Source organism: Bacillus sp. JKS001846, assembly GCF_900176455.1.
Classification (GTDB): Bacteria; Bacillota; Bacilli; order Bacillales; family Bacillaceae_G; genus Bacillus_A; species Bacillus_A cereus.
Window position 1 is genome coordinate 1,965,195 of sequence record NZ_FWYG01000001.1, and the last position, 15,667, is coordinate 1,980,861.

Consider the following 15,667-nt stretch of genomic DNA (forward strand, 5'->3'; position numbering starts at 1 on the left):
GAACTTGAAACAAGAACTTATTGAAAGATTTACGAGATATGTAAAAATTGATACGCAATCAAATGAAGAAAGCCATACAGTACCAACAACACCAGGACAAATTGAGTTTGGTAAGTTATTAGTGGAAGAGCTAAAAGAAATTGGTTTAACAGAAGTAACGATGGATGATAATGGTTATGTAATGGCAACACTTCCAGCTAATACGGACAAGGATGTTCCTGTAATTGGATTTTTAGCCCATTTAGATACAGCAACAGACTTTACAGGGAAAAACGTCAAACCACAAATTCATGAAAATTTTGATGGTAATGCAATTACGTTAAATGAAGAGCTAAATGTTGTGTTAACACCAGAGCAGTTCCCGGAATTACCATCATATAAAGGACATACCATTATTACAACTGATGGTACAACACTTCTAGGAGCAGATGATAAAGCTGGTCTTACAGAAATTATGGTTGCAATGAACCATTTAATACATAATCCGCAAATTAAGCACGGGAAAATAAGAGTAGCATTTACACCGGATGAAGAAATTGGTCGTGGGCCAGCGCATTTTGATGTAGAAGCGTTTGGTGCATCATTCGCTTATACGATGGATGGAGGTCCATTAGGTGGTTTAGAGTATGAAAGTTTTAATGCTGCAGGTGCTAAGTTAACGTTTAACGGAACGAATACACATCCTGGAACAGCGAAAAATAAAATGCGCAATGCTACTAAACTGGCTATGGAGTTTAACGGGTATTTACCAGTAGAAGAGGCGCCAGAATATACAGAAGGCTATGAAGGATTCTATCATTTACTTTCTTTAAATGGTGATGTTGAGCAAAGTAAAGCGTATTATATTATTCGAGACTTTGATCGTGAAAATTTTGAGGCGCGTAAAAATAACGTTAAAAATATTGTGAAGACTATGCAAGAAAAGTATGGCGAAGATGCAGTCGTTTTAGAAATGAATGATCAATACTATAACATGCTTGAAAAAGTTGAACCGGTAAGAGAAATTGTTGATATTGCATATGAAGCAATGAAAAGTTTAGACATTGAACCAAATATTCATCCGATTCGCGGAGGCACAGATGGATCACAATTATCATATATGGGATTACCGACGCCGAATATTTTCACTGGTGGTGAAAACTATCACGGTAAATTTGAATATGTTTCGGTAGATACTATGGAAAAAGCCGTTCAAGTTATTGTGGAAATTGCAAGACGTTTTGAGGAGCAAGCTTAAAAAAGAACCAAGTAGTACGAATGTGCTACTTGGTTTTTTTAATATAGTACTCGCCACAAATAAAAAGTCGCATAAGACTCCCAATTAGCCCAGTTTGCCGCGAAACCTTTTATTTCATTTTTAGTCGGTTTATTTTCGGAACCTGTTATAAATTTAATTGCATTATGCAGACCAACATCATCAATTGGAAAAGCTGAAGGAAATCTTAAACAACGCATTAAAACATAGTTGGCAGTCCATGGTCCTATACCATGGATAGCGGTTAATTGTTTCTCAGCAACCTTTACATCTTGTGTTTGCAGTAAATCCTCTTTTGATAGTTTTCTCTCTGTAATAAGCTTCGCAATACCGATTAAATATTCACATTTTCTAGTCGTCATTTTTAATTGTTGGAGATCTTCTACATGTAGATTTGCAATTGTTTCAGGTAATGGGAATATCCAATGCTTTCTACCGTCCCATTCTACATAACTGCCAAATTGCTCAACTAATCTTCTTTTTAGCGTATAAGCATATGTTAAGTTAATTTGTTGACCGATAATTCCCCAGGAAAGTGCCTCAAATAAGTCTGGAATACCTAAAGTACGAAGGCCATAATATTGTTCAATTGGTCCTTGAAGGAGTAAATCATGTTTAGCTAATGTATAAAAGGGAGCTAAATCAGTAGTTAAATCAAACCATTCTTTTACATAGTTAGCTACAGTTTCACGTATCGATTTTTCAGATGTATATGATTCTTCTAAACAACGTATTTGAATATTGCCATCTGTATTCACACAAATTTCAACTAAAGGATTTACATCTTGAACAGGGATAACTTTATAAATTTTGTTATCTTCAATATGAAACATACATTCATTGTTAGAACGTGATAGATAACGTAAATTTTCTTGGAAACAAAATTCTTTTGGAACTACTATAGATAATGCGCTATTATATTCTGCTGTCATATGAATTCCACCTGTAACTTTTCTAATGTAAGCAATTTTTTCTTCATTTCTAATCCACCCCTAAATCCGGTTAGTTTCCCATTCTTCCCAATAACACGGTGACAAGGAATAGTAATAAGGAGAGGGTTAGCAGCAATAGCAGAAGCAACGGCGCGCACAGCTTTAGGTTTTTGAATTCTTTCAGCAATTTCTGTATAAGAATATGTCTTTCCATAAGGAATTTCACGTACCGTATTCCAAACAGATAATTGAAAATTAGTTCCATAAGCATCGATAGGAAATGTAAAAGTTTCTCGCTTGTTTTCTAAATACTCGATAACTTCTTGCGTATATATTTGCAAGTAATCTGGACTATGAATCAATATATGTTGGGGCAGTTTTTTTCTAGCCCATATATTTAATTCTTCAAAGTTTTCGTCTTGTGATCCAATGAAACATAGTCCATTTTCAGTTGCAGCAATATGAAATCGCCAATTTTTATGTGTAAGTAGCGTCCAATATATATATTTATTTTTGTAGGAATTCATTATCGTATCCCTCTTTCATTTCGTTCTTTTTTCGATATTCAGTAGGAGTAAATCCGGTTTTCTTTTTAAATAAAGTTGCGAAATACTCTGGGTTTTCTATCCCGACAGCAGTACTAATTTCTTTAATAGATTGATTTGTGTGTAAAAGGTATTTGGTTGCTTTAAGAACCCTGAATTGTTGTATATATTCTATAGGAGTTAGCCCTATTATTCTTTTGAAAGTACGCTGTAAATGAAAAGGGCTACCGTGACACATTTCCGCAAGCATGTCGAGAGTTAAGGATTCGTCATAATGCTTTTCGATATAGTCTTTAATTTGTTCTACCCACTCTTCATTAGGTAAAGTGATCCCATTTGGCTTACAACGTTTGCACGGGCGAAAGTTTTCGCTTAATGCTTGCTCTGCATGATGAAAAATTCGTACATTGTTTCTATTCGGTATTCTTGATTTGCATGATGGCCTGCAAAAAATTCCAGTTGATTTCACAGCATAAAAGAATTTGCTATCATAGGAAGAATCGTTATGAATAATTGCTTGCCAATACTCATTTGTTAATGTAACTCCTTCATTGTGCAAAGAACATCACCTCTGAAATTAGTATAACCTGAATAAAGTGCGTATGTATGCATTCATAAATGTAAGAGCAAGATTACAAAGGTGAAAATATCGGATGGCGTTTAGATTATTTTGTTGTTTCGGAAAGAATGAAAGACCAGATAACAGAAGCGAAAATTAATAGTGAAGTGATGGGATCAGACCATTGTCCAGTTGAATTACATATAAATTTCTAAAAAAGAAGTATCTCCCTAATATTAGGGAGATACTTCTTTTTTTAATTCAGTTTGTTAAAATTTTTCAAATCATTCTTGAAATAATTTCATATTAAATATATACTTAGTAACGATAATCATTATCAGTGAAAATGATTATCAAGTGATGAAGACGTAAAAGAATTATAGTCTAGGGGAAGTGAACGTGAATGAGTTCTGGATAAAATTATTAATCTAATGAAATATATATATGGAATAAGATTCATATAGTTAAATTCTATTGAGAATATAGTTTGAAAATTTGAGAGGAGACATATAAAGATGAACAAGAAATTATTTACTTTAGGGATGGTTACCGTTTTAAGTGTAGGTTTAGCGGCATGTAATAGTGCGGATAAAACTTCAGGCGAGCAAAAACAACAGACAAAAGCTACGGAAACGAAAAAAGATGAAAAACGAAAAATTACATATTTAGGTAAAGAATATACAGTGCCAGCAAAAGTAGATAAAATTGCGACAGCTAGTTTAGAGTCAATGGAAGATGCGGCAGTACTTGGAATTAAACCAGTTGGTGCCATTACTGTAGGTGGTAAACTACCAAAATACCTGGAAAAAGAGTTAGAAGGTGCGAAATCTGTTGGTGAGAAAATGCAACCCAATTTCGAAACATTACTACAATTAAAACCAGATGTGATTACATCAAGTACGAAATTCCCAGCAGAAACAGCTGAAAAGTTTACGAAAGTAGCTCCTACATTCCCGGTATCACACGTTTCAACAAATTGGGAAGATAACTTAAAGTTAATGGGAGAATTAACTGGTAAAAAAGATAAAGCAGAAAAAATTATTAAAGACTACAATTCAGATGCTGAAAGAGCAAAAGCAAAACTAGGAGATAAGTTAAAAGATAAAAAAGTACTTGTCATTAGACTAAGAGCAAACGAATTATTCCTATATCCAGAAGGAGTATACTTCAACCCTGTAATTTATAAAGATCTTGGACTAACTGCTCCAGAACAATTGAAAACTGTAAAAGCACAAGAGAAAATTTCATTTGAAAAACTTGCTGAACTTAACCCAGATTATATTTTCTTACAATATGAGGCAAGTGAAAATAAAAATCCAAAAGTGTTAGAAGAAATTGAAAGTAATCCAATTTGGCAAAGTATGAATGCTGCGAAGGAAAAGAAAGTATTTGTAAACGTTGTAGATCCAATGGCGCAAGGTGGTACTGCTTGGAGTAAAACTGCCTTCTTAAAAGAAGCAGTGAAAAATTTATCTAAATAATACAATAAGTAAGGTGCGTTGAATGATATGCAGAAAACAAATGCAGTACCAGTAACTATATTATGTATAGCACCCATACTCATCTTATTTACAGTTATACTTTCGATTTTGTATGGGGCGAAAAGTATTGATGCTGAAACAGTGTGGAACGCATTATTTCATTTTGATTCAAGTGATGTAAATCATAATATTATTATTACTTCACGTTTACCAAGGGTAGTTGCAGCTCTTTTAGTCGGAGCATTTCTAGCCATATCAGGAGCACTTATGCAGGGGATGACAAGAAACTATCTTGCATCCCCTTCTATTATGGGTGTGACGGATGGTGCTGCCTTTGTTATTACACTTTGTATAATTTTTCTTCCAGGAATGTCATCAATTGGTATGGTTATATGTTCAATGATTGGTTCTGCACTCGGAGCCGGTATCGTGTTTGGTTTTGGTTCGCTCCTTCAAAATGGCTTATCACCAGTTAGGTTAGCGATTATAGGAACAGTTATTGGAACATTTTTAAGCAGTGTATCGGCTGCAATGGCTTCGTATTTCCAAATTTCTCAAAATGTTAGTTTTTGGTTTAATGCAAAGTTAGATCAAGTAGATCCTAATATAATTAAAATCACGATACCGTTTGGGATAATTGGAATAATTTTAGCATTGTTAATATCAAAATCTATTACCATTCTTTCATTAGGCGAAGAGGTTTCTATTAATTTAGGACAGCGTACAAAACTAGTTAAAGCGATGGCAATTTTATCGGTAATTTTTTTAACAGGAACAGCAGTTGCTTTAGTGGGGAAAGTTGGTTTTGTAGGTTTAATTATTCCACACATTACCCGCTTTATAATTGGGGTAGATTATAAGTGGATTTTGCCATGTGCAGGTGTTATTGGTGGCGTTTTCTTAGCGTTATGTGACGTTTTGAGTAGATTTGTAAACTATCCATTTGAAACACCTATTGGAGTCGTTACCTCCTTAATTGGAATTCCTTTCTTCCTTTATTTAATCCGTACTAGAGGAGGAGAGAGACATGCTTAAAAGTTCAAGTCAACGTTTCGGAATGACGATGGGGATTATTATATTTTTAATACTATGTGCTATCTATATTAGTTTAACAAATGGTACGTTCGACATTACGATTACAGATGTATTTAAAACACTTTTTAGAATTGATCCAGTACCAGAACATGATTTAGTTATTTTTGAGTTTCGTCTTCCGCGTATCGTAATTGCTGGATTAGTAGGATTAGGCCTTGGTGTTGCAGGTGCTGTTATTCAAGGGATTACGAGAAATGGATTGGCGGACCCAGGTATTTTAGGAGTAAATGCCGGAGCGGGAACAGCGATTGTCATTTTTATGTTTTTCTTTCAAGGACAATTAAAAAGCACAGACTGGGTTTCTATTATGATGATGCCAATGTTTGGTTTAGTAGGTGGATTAGGTGCAGCTATCATCATTTATCTGTTTTCTTGGAAAAACGGTAAATTAGATTCGCAGCGACTTTTATTAACAGGGATTGCAATTGGATCGGGATTTGGAGCTTTTTCTATGTACTTATCACTCAAAATGAAGTCAACTGATTTCGAGATGGCTGCAGTGTGGGTGTCTGGAAGCATATATAGTGCGAACTGGAAGTATATTGTGGCTATGTTACCATGGCTTATTATCTTAATTCCACTTATACAAAAGAAAGCTTATTTATTAGATTTATTCCAATTGGAAGAAACGAGTATTACAAGTTTAGGTGTTTCAGTAGAAAGAGAGAAATCGATTTTATTATTAAGCAGTATCGGGCTTGTGAGTGCATGTGTTGCTGTTTCAGGGAGTATCGGTTTTATTGGCTTAATGGCACCGCATATAGCGAAAAGACTTGTCGGTATTCAACATAAGTATATAATTCCTACGTGCGGCGTAATCGGAATGTTTCTTGTAATTGCCTCAGACTTTATTGCAAAAACAGTTTTCACACCTGTAGAGTTACCAGTTGGAATCGTTATTTCTATTGTCGGTGTACCGTATTTCTTATATTTACTTTATAAGGCGAAAGCGTAAGAGGAGGAATAAAAGTGAGTATTTTAAGTGCAAAAAATTTAGAAACAAGTTATGAAAAGCTTACAGTGTTTCGCGATTTAAATGTGGAAATACAAGAAGGAAAAGTAACGACAATTATAGGTCCAAACGGTTGCGGTAAATCGACATTGTTAAAAACAATGGGAAGAATTTTAAAACAAAAAAGCGGAAAAGTATATTTGCAAGGGCAAGATTTACATACAATTTCAACGAAAGAAATTGCGAAGCAGTTAGCTTTACTCCCGCAAACTCCAATTGCACCAGGTGAACTTAAAGTGGAAGAATTAATTTCTTATGGACGCTATCCACATCGAAATAACGTAAATAAGTTAACGACAAAAGATAAAGAAATGATTGATTGGGCATTAAATATAACGAAAACTTCTGAATTTCGAACGAGACAAATTGCAAATTTATCAGGTGGTCAAAGACAAAAGGTATGGCTAGCGATGGCATTAGCACAAGAGACAGAAGTGTTGCTATTAGATGAGCCAACTACATACCTTGATATGTCTCATCAATTAGATGTATTACAAATTGTGGAGAAGTTAAATAAAGAACATAATTGTACGGTTGTTATGGTATTACATGATATCAACCATGCAGCAAGATTTTCAGATGAAATTATTGCAATGAAGGAAGGAGAAATTGTTACAACTGGTAGCCCAGAAGAAATCATTACAAATGAAGTATTAAAAGAAGTATTTCATATTGATGCACGTGTCATGATTGATCCGTATAACGGGGCTCCTGTTTGTTTCGGTTATGATAGCGTTGTATCTCAAGAAGAAAAAATCGAAATATATGTAACAAGTTAAAAAGGGGGGATAGGGTGAATACTACAGTTGAAAAACAGCAGATTATAATATCTAATACAGAACAGTGGAAAATGTATTCAAAATTAGAAGGTAAGGAATATCAAATTCATATTTCAAAGCCGAGGCAACCAGCACCGGATTCAGGATATCCTGTCATTTACGTATTAGATGGCAATGCCTTTTTTCAAACATTTCATGAAGCAGTTAAAATACAATCAGTAAGAGCGGAAAAAACTGGTGTTTCACCAGCTGTTATAGTAGGAGTGGGTTATCCAATTGAAGGCGCATTTTCAGGGGAAGAAAGATGTTATGATTTTACGCCTAGCGTAATTTCAAAAGATGCCCCTTTAAAACCAGACGGTAAACCGTGGCCTAAAACAGGAGGAGCACATAATTTCTTTACTTTTATTGAAGAAGAACTGAAACCACAAATTGAAAAGAATTTTGAGATTGATAAAGGTAAGCAAACGTTATTTGGGCATTCTTTAGGTGGATTATTTGCTCTCCATATACTATTTACAAACTTAAATGCTTTTCAAAATTATTTTATTAGTAGTCCATCTATATGGTGGAATAATAAATCCGTACTTGAAAAAGAAGAGAACCTTATAAATGAATTAAACAATGCTAAGTTTGAAACAGGAGTGTTCCTTACAGTTGGGTCACTAGAACGAGAGCATATGGTTGTAGGTGCAAATGAATTATCAGAGCGCCTTCTCCAAGTAAACCACGATAAACTTAAATTTAAGTTTTATGAAGCTGAAGGGGAGAATCATGCATCTGTTGTGCCGACGTCTTTAAGTAAAGGGTTGAGATTTATTAGTTACATATAGGAAAAAAGGTTATGGATGAAACATTCCATAACCTTTTTTGATATGTAGAATTGTCCTTTTTGAAAGTTTTGTTTCAACTTTTCGTCTAAAGAGACAAAAAGTTGTCACAAAACGGTCACAATTAGCATAAACATAAAATAGACGAAATGAACTTATTTCCAAAAAGGCTCGGTTTATTCCGATCATGATTTGTAGAGCTGAAAAAGTATGGATTAAAAGTTCACTATATTCCCAAGGAGGTAGATCGTATGAAAACTATTCTTGCTATCGCTGGACTTATTTGGGTTCTATCGCATGGCATCCCAATTTATGAAGGAGAACAAATTCGCAGTGCTCTGAATAAAAATTTTAATGAATATCATATCATTGACCGGCAAGATAATGTTGTAACAGTTCGAGTAAATGACTGTTTTCATACGGTAACCGTTGAAGGAACTTCAGTAGTGAATGATACAAAAGTATGTGATCAACAATAATTATATATGGAAAGAAAAAATTCTTGGATTAAATATCTGAAAATTAAGATTTTAATATTATAGATGAAGAATAAGCGGGGGCGGGTAATCCCCGCTTATTCTTGTTTCACTTTATTGAATTTTGATGAGAGATATAATGATTTTTTTGACAAAAAGGAAAGGGTATACTAAAAATTGAGATTAAGAAGCTAATGCATTGTTAAGAATAATCATAAAGCGTAAATATACTCTTATGGGGTATCGTGCGTAGATATTTAATGCTATAATTGGTATACTCATAAAAACAATTGTTTTATTGGGTGAAGAGAAACTTTAAGAAGGTGATAATATGGATCATAAAGAGCATGAAGCAGTAACACATAGATCAGAAAAAGAAAAAGAACAGATTATAAATAGATTAAAGAGAATTGAAGGACAGGTCCGCGGTATTCAAAATATGATTGAAAATGATCGTTATTGCGTGGATATTTTAGTGCAAATTTCAGCGATTAATGCAGCGATGAAAAAAGTAGGAATGGGTGTATTAAAAAACCATACAAGTCATTGTGTTTCAGGTGCTATTAAAGATGGCAATGGTGACGAAGCAATTGAAGAATTAATGACTGTATTTGAACGTTTTTCAAAAGCGTAAAAACAAGCTAGTATGTCACTGGCTTGTTTTTTTTTGTTTACCTTCATAATAAGATCTCGGCGTATTGATGTGAAAAAGTGTGTGTAAAATAAACTTTTAGAAAATAATTGAAAAATCATGATATAAAACCATTGATTACCTTAGGGGGGTATGGTAAGATGTAATTGTGATTAACAAACAATGAATAAACAAGAGGAGGATTTTAAATGGAACAGTTAACATTACAGGTTGAAGGTATGTCTTGTGGACATTGTGTAAATGCTATCGAAAGCAGTGTGAAAGAGCTAAACGGTGTTGAACAAGTGAAGGTTCAATTAGCAGAAGGAACTGTTGAAGTTACTATCGACTCGTCTGCCGTAACATTAAAAGATATCGTTGCTGTAATCGAAGACCAAGGATACGATGTTCAATAATTATTTTTAGATATGGAAATAAATCGTACTTTAAATGAAGTACGATTTATTTTGCTAATAATTATACCTCATAAGGGTATATAGAGGTGAGAGACATGAATGAAAAAAAAGAGGCCAATCTTCAAATATCAGGAATGACATGTGCGGCATGTGCAAATAGAATTGAAAAAGGTCTAAAAAAAGTAGAAGGTGTTCATGAGGCGAATGTAAATTTTGCACTTGAAAAAACAAAAATAATGTACGATCCAACTAAAACAAATCCGCAACAGTTTAAAGAAAAAGTTGAATCGTTAGGATATGGAATTGTAAGTGATAAAGCTGAATTTACTGTTTCAGGAATGACATGTGCAGCATGTGCAAATAGAGTTGAAAAGCGCTTAAATAAGTTAGATGGTGTGAACAAAGCGACAGTAAATTTTGCTTTAGAATCAGCTACAGTAGACTTTAATCCTGATGAAGTTAATGTAAATGAAATGAAGAGTGCGATTACGAAGCTAGGATATAAATTAGAAGTGAAACCAGATAATCAAGATGCATCAACTGATCATCGATTACAAGAAATTGAAAGACAAAAGAAGAAGTTTATTATTTCGTTTATTTTATCTTTCCCATTATTGTGGGCAATGGTTAGTCATTTCTCATTTACGTCGTTTATTTATTTACCGGATATGTTAATGAGCCCTTGGGTGCAACTAGCACTTGCAACCCCTGTTCAATTTATCATTGGTGGACAGTTTTATGTTGGAGCTTATAAAGCGTTACGTAATAAAAGTGCGAATATGGATGTTCTCGTGGCACTTGGAACGTCGGCCGCGTATTTCTATAGTGTATATTTAAGTATTCAATCTATTGGTTCTTCGAAACATATGACAGATTTATATTTTGAAACGAGTGCGGTACTTATTACATTAATTATTTTAGGTAAATTATTTGAAGCGAAAGCAAAAGGGCGCTCATCAGAAGCAATTAAAAAATTGATGGGTTTACAAGCGAAGACAGCTACAGTTGTGCGAGATGGAACAGAAATAAAAATTTTGATTGAAGAAGTAGTAGCTGGTGATATCGTCTATGTAAAGCCTGGTGAAAAAATACCAGTAGATGGTGAGATTGTAGAAGGAAAGTCAGCAATTGATGAATCGATGTTAACGGGTGAAAGTATTCCTGTTGATAAGTCAATTGGGGATGTAGTAATAGGTTCGACAATAAATAAAAATGGATTTTTAAAAGTGAAAGCAACTAAAGTAGGAAGAGATACTGCATTAGCTCAAATTATTAAAGTAGTAGAAGAGGCACAAGGTTCAAAAGCTCCTATTCAAAGGGTAGCAGATCAAATTTCAGGTATTTTCGTACCGGTTGTAGTTGTGATTGCGATTATCACATTTGCAGTATGGATGATATTTGTTACACCTGGTGATTTTGGCGGAGCACTTGAGAAAATGATAGCAGTACTTGTTATCGCTTGTCCATGTGCATTAGGTCTTGCAACGCCTACATCTATTATGGCAGGATCAGGAAGATCAGCAGAGTATGGTATTTTATTTAAAGGTGGAGAGCATTTAGAAGCAACGCACCGATTAGATACGGTTATTTTAGATAAAACGGGTACAGTGACAAATGGGAAGCCGGTGTTAACAGATGTAATTGTAGCAGATGGATTCAATGAAAATGAACTGCTTAGATTAGTAGGGGCAGCAGAAAGAAATTCTGAACATCCACTTGCAGAAGCGATTGTAGAAGGAATTAAAGAAAAGAAAATTGATATCCCAAGTTCAGAAACGTTTGAAGCGATTCCGGGATTTGGTATCGAATCAGTTGTAGAAGGAAAACACTTATTAATTGGTACACGTCGATTAATGAAGAAATTCAATATTGATATTGAAGAAGTTTCTAAATCAATGGAAGCGCAAGAACGAGAAGGAAAAACAGCAATGCTTATTGCAATCGATAAAGAATATGCTGGTATAGTTGCCGTTGCAGATACTGTAAAAGATACTTCAAAAGCAGCTATCGCAAGACTGAAAAAAATGGGTCTAGACGTTGTGATGATTACAGGAGATAATACACAAACTGCTCAGGCAATTGCAAAGCAAGTTGGTATTGATCACGTAATTGCAGAAGTATTGCCAGAAGGAAAAGCAGAAGAAGTGAAAAAACTGCAAGCAAATGGTAAGAAAGTAGCGATGGTTGGAGACGGGATAAATGATGCTCCTGCTCTTGCTACAGCGAACATTGGTATGGCAATTGGAACGGGAACGGATGTAGCGATGGAAGCAGCGGATATAACGTTAATCCGCGGTGACTTAAATAGTATTGCTGATGCGATCTTTATGAGTAAAATGACGATAAGAAATATTAAACAAAATTTATTCTGGGCATTAGCTTATAACGCGTTAGGAATTCCAATTGCGGCATTAGGTTTCTTAGCCCCTTGGGTTGCTGGAGCAGCGATGGCATTTAGTTCTGTATCCGTTGTATTAAATGCATTACGATTACAAAGAGTTAAATTAAAATCTTAAAGAGCTACATTAAGTAATTGAATAGAATTAAAAAACAATACTTTGAATAAGTATTGTTTTTTTTGTTCGTATAGAAATTAAAACGATATAATAAAGTAGAAATATAGAATCGTATGTAGTAGAAAAGTTAAGAGGTAGTTTCGTAAGGAGACTTATATATGTTAAAAGATATTATAATTAGAACATTCCAGAAAGAAGATTTAGATCAAGTATTACAATTGTTCTATGAAACAGTTCATACGGTTAATGCAAAAGATTATAATGAGTTACAGCTACAGGCGTGGGCACCGGAGCAACTAGATAGAGAAAATTGGTTACAGTCTTTAGAAAAGAATATTAGCTATGTAGCGGATCATAAAGGTGTGATTGTGGGGTTTGGGGATTATAACGATGATCGTTACGTAGATCGTTTATTTACGCATAAAGATTATCAAGGGAAAAGAGTCGCTTCATACATACTACAGAAGTTAGAAAAAGAAGCAGTGAACCTAGGGCATAGGGAGATATATACAGAGGCGAGCATTACCGCAAAACCTTTTTTTGAAAGTAAAGGTTTTATTTGCATAAAAGAACAAAAGAAACAACATAATGGTCAGATTTTTATTAATTATGTTATGAAAAAAATATCCTTCTCATAAATGAGAAGGATATTTTTCATTATTTTACAGCTTCTTTTAGTTCTTTACCAGCTTTGAAAGCAGGTACTTTAGAAGCTGCGATTTGCATTTCTTCACCAGTTTGTGGGTTACGGCCTGTACGAGCAGCTCTTTCACGAACTTCGAATGTACCGAATCCGATAAGTTGTACTTTTTCACCAGCAGCTAAAGTGTTAGTGATTGATTCTACTACAGTTTGTACAACTACAGTAGCTTCTTTTTGAGAAATCTCAGCATTTTGTGCTACGTTTTTAATTAATTCTGTTTTGTTCATGTTTTTCACCTCATATGTAAATAATGCTATTTAAGTTGTTATTATAACGTATAAAACATTCGAGAACAAGTGTACGTACATATATTCGCAAAAAAAATGAAATTTGTAATATTTTTTAGGGCACTTTATAGACATTCCATTTAAGCGGACAGAGATTTGTTCTTCATTTCAGTCTTCTCTTGATGAGCAGGTAGTTTCTTATTATAAGATATGAAGTAAGGTAGTGCTACAAATAACATACCTCCTACTAAATTTCCAAAGAAAACAAAAATAAAGTTTGGAAAATATTCAGCCCAAGTGAAATGACCGGCAAAAATGGCGGCTGGGATGACAAACATATTGGCTACAACGTGTTGAAATCCAATCGCAACAAAAGTCATAACCGGGAACCAAATACCGATAATCTTTCCGATAAATTCTTTACTTCCCATACTGAGCCAAACAGCTAAACAAACGAGCCAATTACATCCGATTGCAGAAATAAATGCTTGCAATGGTGTATCTTGTAGTTTCGCTTGAGCGATAGAAATAGTTTTTGCTAAAAAAGCTCCTTCAGTTAAGCCAACGATATGACCGAAAAAGTAGGCTACAAATACAGCCCCTATGAAATTGCTAAATGTAACAATAACTAAATTTCGTATGAAATAAAATAAAGTAATTTTCTTTTGAAGCCAGGCCATAGAAACTGTCATCATGTTACCAGTTACTAGTTCACCGCCTGCAAGAATAACGAGAATAAGGCCAATAGGGAATACAGCAGCGCCTAGAAAACTAGTAAATGATCCCCAAGCCTTTGGCATTGTTCCAATAACATGAATATCGAGTAAATACCCTAATGCTATAAAAGCACCGCCAAAAAAACCGAGAATTAACATAGGGAGTAATGATAAATGAGCTTTTTTTCTTCCGGAATTAGCAGCAAGTTCCGTAATTTCTTCTGGTGTAAATACAGACATGAATAACCCCTCCGTAATAAAATGATGGAATGAATAGAAAAAATTTCGAAAATCTATGTATTATAAAAATATGTTATGACTTCTGTATAAAATTGTCAAAGTGAATAGAGAGGGAATTACATATTGATAACATTGTTCATGTTGTCACATGAATGTAACAATAAGGATTTAAAGTGTTTCTAGAGGTGAAAACATGAATACGAATCATGTAAAAAAAGAACGAAAAAAATCAATCGTAAAGATATTTATTATTAGTTTTATAAGTATATTAATGATACCAGTAAGTTTGTATTATTATGCGACAGAAATAGAACGAAAACTAGTAACAGTTACGTGGAATGAAATAGAAGCTTCTACAATTCCTAAAGAGTTTAATAATAAAAAAATATTGCAGTTTTCAGATGTACATTTAGGACCAGAGTTTACACTGAAACAACTTGAACATTTAGTGGAGAAGATGAATGAATTACATCCAGATATAGTAGTTTTTACCGGAGATTTAATAGATAAATTTGGGTCTTATAGTGCGGAAAGAGAAGAAGCGAAGGTTATTTTGCAGAAAATTTACGCTCCCTTAGGGAAATATGCTGTGTTTGGGAATCATGATAGGGGCGGGGGCGGTAGTTTATTTTACAAAAAATATATGGAAGAAGCTGGTTTTTCTGTATTAGTAAATGAAGTGCAGAAAATTAAAGTGGAAAACGGCAAATATATTATAATATCAGGTTTGGATGATTTTCTATTAGGGAAGCCGCAAATAGATTCAACTTTAAAAAACTTGAAACAAAATGATTTCAACATGTTATTAGTACATGAGCCGGATGTTGTAACCAAAATAAATCGTTACCCAGTTGATCTTCAACTGTCAGGACATAGTCACGGAGGACAAGTCCAAATTCCTTTTGTAGGTCCGTTAATTACTACCAAACTAGCTGAGCACTACGTTGAAGGTATGTATGAAGTAGAGGGGAAGAGTAAGCCGTTATATTTATATGTAAATCGTGGCATTGGGACTACTAGGATGCCTGTTAGATTTTGTAGTGTACCTGAGCTTTCAATTTTTGTGTTGAAGCAAAATAGTAACTAGAATATTTAACAATATGATTCCAAGGAACGTGCGATGTTGGTCGATGGAAAAGAGTTTCTTAAAACTTTAGATGTGACAAAGTAATTTTCATAAGTAAAAAACAACAATAGGACCTATAAAGGGACCTATTGTTGTTTTTATCCTGCATTGATTGCCCATAAATGTCC

At 34.2% G+C, this 15,667-nt stretch carries 17 protein-coding genes and 1 pseudogene; 13 read left to right on the forward strand and 5 right to left on the reverse strand.

The window, feature by feature from the left end; genetic code table 11:
• Positions 1–4: 4 nt before the first annotated feature.
• Positions 5–1,237 (forward strand): peptidase T, encoded by a 1,233-nt coding sequence (gene pepT / locus B9A45_RS10700; protein ID WP_016111205.1) that lies wholly within the window; start codon positions 5–7, stop codon positions 1,235–1,237.
• A gap of 38 nt (positions 1,238–1,275) precedes the next feature.
• Here pepT and B9A45_RS10705 read toward each other — a convergent pair whose 3' ends face one another.
• The 3 genes from B9A45_RS10705 to B9A45_RS10715 are packed head-to-tail and all read right to left on the reverse strand — an operon-like array spanning position 1,276 to position 3,291.
• On the reverse strand, positions 1,276–2,187 hold the full coding sequence (locus B9A45_RS10705) for a DNA glycosylase (protein WP_084064025.1): 912 nt from the start codon (positions 2,185–2,187) through the stop codon (positions 1,276–1,278).
• Positions 2,184–2,714 (reverse strand): methylated-DNA--[protein]-cysteine S-methyltransferase, encoded by a 531-nt coding sequence (locus tag B9A45_RS10710; protein ID WP_016111204.1) that lies wholly within the window; start codon positions 2,712–2,714, stop codon positions 2,184–2,186. Before B9A45_RS10710 ends, B9A45_RS10705 begins: the two co-directional genes overlap by 4 nt.
• Positions 2,695–3,291 carry a bifunctional transcriptional activator/DNA repair enzyme AdaA gene (locus B9A45_RS10715; protein ID WP_016111203.1) on the reverse strand — a complete coding sequence of 199 codons (597 nt, stop codon included), beginning with the start codon at positions 3,289–3,291 and terminating at the stop codon, positions 2,695–2,697. Before B9A45_RS10715 ends, B9A45_RS10710 begins: the two co-directional genes overlap by 20 nt.
• 77 nt (positions 3,292–3,368) lie before the next feature.
• Here B9A45_RS10715 and B9A45_RS10720 point away from each other — a divergent pair.
• The 11 genes and pseudogenes from B9A45_RS10720 to B9A45_RS10770 form a co-directional block, all read left to right on the forward strand.
• Positions 3,369–3,506 (forward strand): annotated as a pseudogene (locus tag B9A45_RS10720) (exodeoxyribonuclease III); the annotation flags it as partial.
• A gap of 300 nt (positions 3,507–3,806) precedes the next feature.
• Entirely contained in the window at positions 3,807–4,772 is a 966-nt protein-coding gene (locus tag B9A45_RS10725) for an iron-hydroxamate ABC transporter substrate-binding protein (RefSeq protein ID WP_058840222.1), read from the forward strand.
• 27 nt (positions 4,773–4,799) lie between these two features.
• Positions 4,800–5,807 (forward strand): FecCD family ABC transporter permease, encoded by a 1,008-nt coding sequence (locus tag B9A45_RS10730; protein ID WP_001173051.1) that lies wholly within the window; start codon positions 4,800–4,802, stop codon positions 5,805–5,807.
• Entirely contained in the window at positions 5,800–6,822 is a 1,023-nt protein-coding gene (locus B9A45_RS10735; protein WP_000920450.1) for a FecCD family ABC transporter permease, read from the forward strand. The genes B9A45_RS10730 and B9A45_RS10735 overlap by 8 nt, the downstream gene beginning before the upstream one ends.
• A 14-nt stretch (positions 6,823–6,836) precedes the next feature.
• Positions 6,837–7,658, forward strand: a complete 822-nt coding sequence (locus B9A45_RS10740) for an ABC transporter ATP-binding protein (RefSeq protein ID WP_000025773.1) — start codon at positions 6,837–6,839, stop codon at positions 7,656–7,658.
• A gap of 14 nt (positions 7,659–7,672) precedes the next feature.
• Positions 7,673–8,491 (forward strand): alpha/beta hydrolase, encoded by an 819-nt coding sequence (locus B9A45_RS10745; RefSeq protein ID WP_001098697.1) that lies wholly within the window; start codon positions 7,673–7,675, stop codon positions 8,489–8,491.
• Between the two features lie 248 nt (positions 8,492–8,739).
• A complete protein-coding gene (locus tag B9A45_RS10750) occupies positions 8,740–8,967 on the forward strand; it encodes a hypothetical protein (RefSeq protein WP_000849103.1) in 228 nt (75 codons plus the stop codon).
• 328 nt (positions 8,968–9,295) lie between these two features.
• On the forward strand, positions 9,296–9,598 hold the full coding sequence (locus B9A45_RS10755; protein ID WP_000349636.1) for a metal-sensing transcriptional repressor: 303 nt from the start codon (positions 9,296–9,298) through the stop codon (positions 9,596–9,598).
• Between the two features lie 206 nt (positions 9,599–9,804).
• Entirely contained in the window at positions 9,805–10,011 is a 207-nt protein-coding gene (gene copZ, locus B9A45_RS10760) for a copper chaperone CopZ (RefSeq protein WP_000436973.1), read from the forward strand.
• A 95-nt stretch (positions 10,012–10,106) separates the two neighbouring features.
• Positions 10,107–12,527 carry a heavy metal translocating P-type ATPase gene (locus tag B9A45_RS10765; protein ID WP_016111201.1) on the forward strand — a complete coding sequence of 807 codons (2,421 nt, stop codon included), beginning with the start codon at positions 10,107–10,109 and terminating at the stop codon, positions 12,525–12,527.
• A gap of 158 nt (positions 12,528–12,685) precedes the next feature.
• Complete coding sequence (locus B9A45_RS10770; RefSeq protein WP_000910155.1) at positions 12,686–13,165, forward strand: GNAT family N-acetyltransferase; 480 nt, start codon at positions 12,686–12,688, stop codon at positions 13,163–13,165.
• A gap of 19 nt (positions 13,166–13,184) precedes the next feature.
• Here B9A45_RS10770 and B9A45_RS10775 read toward each other — a convergent pair whose 3' ends face one another.
• Complete coding sequence (locus B9A45_RS10775) at positions 13,185–13,457, reverse strand: HU family DNA-binding protein (RefSeq protein WP_001043904.1); 273 nt, start codon at positions 13,455–13,457, stop codon at positions 13,185–13,187.
• 140 nt (positions 13,458–13,597) lie between these two features.
• Positions 13,598–14,413, reverse strand: coding sequence for a formate/nitrite transporter family protein (locus B9A45_RS10780; protein ID WP_000110530.1), 816 nt, complete (start codon positions 14,411–14,413; stop codon positions 13,598–13,600).
• Positions 14,414–14,606: 193 nt separating this feature from the next.
• On the opposite strand from B9A45_RS10780, the gene B9A45_RS10785 reads away from it, so the two are divergent.
• Positions 14,607–15,500, forward strand: a complete 894-nt coding sequence (locus B9A45_RS10785) for a metallophosphoesterase (protein WP_001095345.1) — start codon at positions 14,607–14,609, stop codon at positions 15,498–15,500.
• Positions 15,501–15,667 lie beyond the last annotated feature (167 nt).